This is a genomic window from Sphingomonas sp. Ant H11, assembly GCF_000797515.1.
In the GTDB taxonomy this organism is placed as follows: domain Bacteria; phylum Pseudomonadota; class Alphaproteobacteria; order Sphingomonadales; family Sphingomonadaceae; genus Sphingomonas.
The window spans coordinates 1-3,015 of record NZ_JSBN01000187.1 but is presented as its reverse complement, the minus strand read 5'-3'; the positions used below and the strand labels follow the sequence as shown (position 1 = coordinate 3,015).

Below are 3,015 nucleotides of genomic sequence, written 5' to 3'. Positions count from 1 at the left end.
GGGAATCATTTTCCCTCCCCCAGCCCCTCCCGCACGCGGGAGGGGAGATGTTACCGCGGCGCCATACGGATCGCGCCGTCGAGGCGGACGTCCTCGCCGTTGAAATAGCTGTTCTCGACCATCGCGAGCGCGAGCTTGGCATATTCCTCGGGCTTGCCGAGCCGCTTGGGGAACGGCACCGAGGCGGCGAGATTGTCCTTCACTTGCTGCGGCGCGCCTTGCATCAGCGGCGTTTCGAAAAATGCCCGGCAGGATGGTGTTGACGCGAATACCTTCGCCCATCAGGTCGCGCGCGATCGGCAACGTCATGCCGACGACGCCGCCCTTGGACGCGGAATAGGCGGCTTGGCCGATTTGCCCGTCCTCGGCGGCGACGCTGGCGGTCATCACGATCGCGCCGCGCTCGCCATCTTCGCCCGGCTCCAGCGTCAGCATTCCGGCGGCCGATTTGGCGACGCAGCGGAAAGTGCCGACCAGGTTGATCTGGATGAGCCAGTCAAACGCGGCCAGGCTGAAATGCTTGATGCTGCCGTCTTCCTTGGATCGGCTGGCGGTCTTCATCGCATTGCCGGTCCCGGCGCAGCACACCAGCACCGATTCCTGCCCATGCGCCGCGCGCGCCTTGGCGAAACCGGCATCGACCGATTCCTCGGAGGTGACGTTCACTTCGCAGAACACGCCGCCGATTTCGGCGGCCACGGCTTCGCCCTTTTCGGTCTGCAAATCGAAGATCGCGACCTTTACGCCCTTGGCCGCGAGCGCACGGGCGGTGGCGGCGCCAAGGCCGGAGGCACCGCCGGTGACAACGGCGGCTTTGGTGGAATCGAGATTCATGAGGTCTCCCCTAGTTCGTCGCCCCGGCGGAGGCCGGGGCCGCTTTGGTGTGTGCAGTGCCGGTGTTGCGCTTCGCAACGTGGCGGCCCCGGCCTCCGCCGGCGCGACGCCGTGGTCAAATCCGCTCGATGATCGTGACGTTGGCGATGCCGCCGCCTTCGCACATCGTCTGCAGGCCGTACCGCCCGCCCGAGTGCTTGAGCGCATGGACCAAGGTCGCCATCAATTTGGTGCCTGAGGCCCCGAGCGGATGGCCCAGCGCGATCGCGCCGCCATTGACGTTCAACTTGGCATGGTCTGCGCCGACATGCTTCAGCCAGGCGAGCGGCACCGGCGCGAAGGCTTCGTTGACTTCGTACAGGTCGATGTCGTCGATCTTCATGCCGGCCCGCTGCAAGGCGCGGTCGGTCGCGAACAGCGGTTCCTCCAGCATGATCACCGGGTCGCCGCCCGTCACCGTCAGGTTCACGATCCGTGCGATCGGGGTGAGGTTGTGGGCCTTTAGCGCTGCTTCGCTGACGATCATCACCGCGCTGGCGCCATCGCAAATCTGGCTGGCATTGGCGGCGGAGATGCTGCCGCCTTCCTGCAGCAGCTTGACCGAACCGATGCTCTCCAGCGTCGCATCGAAGCGGATGCCTTCATCGGTGGCGTGGGCGACGACGCCTTCGGAGGTCTCGATGTCGAGCGCGATGATCTCATCGGCAAAGGCCCCGCGCTCGGTCGCGGCGGCGGCGCGGCGGTGGCTTTCGAGCGCGAAGGCATCAAGCTGGGCGCGGTCGAAGCCGTGCTTCTTGACGATCATTTCGGCGCCCATGAACTGGCTGAACAGGATGCCGGGATATTTCTCCTCCAGCCGCGGCGATTTGTAATTGCCGAGCCCCTCTTTCATGAACAGCGTCGCGGTCGAGCCCATCGGCACGCGCGTCATGCTCTCCACGCCTGCCGCGATCACGATATCCTGCGTGCCCGACATTACCGCTTGCGCGGCGAACTGCATTGCCTGCTGCGAGGAGCCGCATTGCCGGTCGATCGATACGGCGGGGACGCTGTCGGGCAGGTTTCGGGCGGCGAGCACGGCATTGCGGCCGACTTGCCCGGCCTGCTGCCCGCCTTGCATTACACAGCCCATGATGACGTCGTCGACCGCGGCCCCGTCGATCCCGGTGCGCGCGACGATCGCATCCAGCACCGCCGCCGCCATATCGACCGGGTGCCAACCGGCGAGTTTGCCGCCGCGTTTGCCGCCAGCGGTGCGCACCGCATCCACGATATATGCCTCGGCCATGCTCGACTCTCCATATCCGTTGTTATTTGCAACCTCTCTTGCCGTGATCCTCCGCGCTCGGCAAGGTGGTTCGCATACCGAATGATCGAAAGGATAGGGTGATGGAGGTCAGCGAAGCGATTGCGGCGCGGCGATCGGCGCGCGGGTTTCGCGCCGATCCGGTCGATCCGGCGGTGCTGCACGGCATCGTCACCAAGGCCGCGCGGGCGGCAACCGGGGGCAATTTACAGCCCTGGCATATCGACCTGCTGACCGGCGATCCGCTCGCGCGGCTCAAGGCGGCGGTGCTGCACAAGATCCAATGGGGTCAGCCAGAAACCCCAGCATATGACATCTATCCAAAGGAGCTGGTCGCGCCATATCGCGACCGGCGTTTTGCCGTGGGCGAGGCTATGTATGGCGAGATCGGCATCCCGCGTGAGGACAAGGCCGCGCGGCGCTTATGGTTTGCGCGCAACTTCCAGTTCTTCGGCGCGCCTGCCGCGTTGTTCTGCACCGTCGACCGGCGGATGGGGCCGCCGCAATGGGCCGATCTTGGCATGTATCTGCAGAATGTGATGCTGCTCGCTGTCGAGGCCGGGCTGGCGACCTGCGCGCAGGAATGCTGGGCGATGTACCCGGAGACGGTAGGCGAGGCGATCGGCATCCCGCCTGAGCGGATGCTGTTCTGCGGCATGGCGATCGGGTTCGAGGATACAGAAGAGCCCGCGAACCGCTTGCGCAGTGCACGGGCTCCGGAAGAGGAGTGGTTGCGGATCTGGGATTAATTCCCTCTCCCCTTGGGAGAGGGAAAGGGAAATCAGCCTGCTGCTGGCGAGCGGCGGCCACCGCCACCTGCGGGACGGCCTTGGCCGCCGGGGCGACCACCAGCCGGACGGCCATAGCCGCCGCCG

General features: G+C 65.8%; 2 protein-coding genes and 1 pseudogene. 1 reads left to right on the top strand and 2 read right to left on the bottom strand.

Going from position 1 to position 3,015, the window contains the following annotated elements; all coding sequences use genetic code 11:
• Window positions 1–50: 50 nt before the first annotated feature.
• Together NW75_RS21315 and NW75_RS21310 are read right to left on the bottom strand one after the other, a co-directional pair.
• A pseudogene (locus NW75_RS21315) lies at window positions 51–834 on the bottom strand (SDR family NAD(P)-dependent oxidoreductase).
• 115 nt (window positions 835–949) lie between these two features.
• A complete protein-coding gene (locus NW75_RS21310; protein WP_033967396.1) occupies window positions 950–2,122 on the bottom strand; it encodes an acetyl-CoA C-acetyltransferase in 1,173 nt (390 codons plus the stop codon).
• Window positions 2,123–2,223: 101 nt separating this feature from the next.
• On the opposite strand from NW75_RS21310, the gene NW75_RS21305 reads away from it, so the two are divergent.
• A complete protein-coding gene (locus NW75_RS21305; RefSeq protein WP_033967395.1) occupies window positions 2,224–2,889 on the top strand; it encodes a nitroreductase in 666 nt (221 codons plus the stop codon).
• Window positions 2,890–3,015: the final 126 nt, after the last annotated feature.

What these genes read in the sequence shown, in the direction of transcription:
- NW75_RS21305 (WP_033967395.1), top strand. Translation starts at nt 2,224, where the DNA reads ATGGAGGTCAGCGAAGCGATTGCGGCGCGGCGATCGGCGCGCGGGTTT.
- NW75_RS21310 (WP_033967396.1), bottom strand. Translation starts at nt 2,122, where the DNA reads ATGGCCGAGGCATATATCGTGGATGCGGTGCGCACCGCTGGCGGCAAA.